At 73.6% G+C, this 273-nt stretch carries 1 protein-coding gene; it reads left to right on the top strand.

Annotated elements, in window-relative coordinates; translation table 11 throughout:
• Positions 1–15: 15 nt before the first annotated feature.
• Positions 16–273 (top strand): MarR family winged helix-turn-helix transcriptional regulator (locus IG75_RS0135795; RefSeq protein ID WP_030525511.1); only part of this gene is annotated, 258 nt, incomplete at its 3' end.

Below are 273 nucleotides of genomic sequence, written 5' to 3'. Positions count from 1 at the left end.
CGCCTGCCTCGGGACATGAGCTTGACGTCCGCCGCCACCCTGGCCACCCTGGACCGGACCGGCCCGCGGCGCATCACCGATCTGGCCGCGGTCGAGGGCGTCACCCAGCCCGCGATGACCGCTCTGGTCCGGGTGATGGAGGAGTCCGGCCTGGTCGAGCGGCGGGGTGACGCGTCCGACAAGCGGGTCACGCTCGTGTGCCTGACCGAGGCCGGCGCCTCCTATGTCCGGACGCGGCGCCAGGCGGGCGTCCACGCGTTCGAGCGGTTGATC

The sequence above is a fragment of the Nocardia rhamnosiphila NBRC 108938 genome (assembly GCF_000720425.1).
In the GTDB taxonomy this organism is placed as follows: domain Bacteria; phylum Actinomycetota; class Actinomycetes; order Mycobacteriales; family Mycobacteriaceae; genus Nocardia; species Nocardia rhamnosiphila.
The sequence above is the reverse complement of the archived record's forward strand: the minus strand, read 5'-3'. Positions and strand labels throughout refer to the sequence as shown.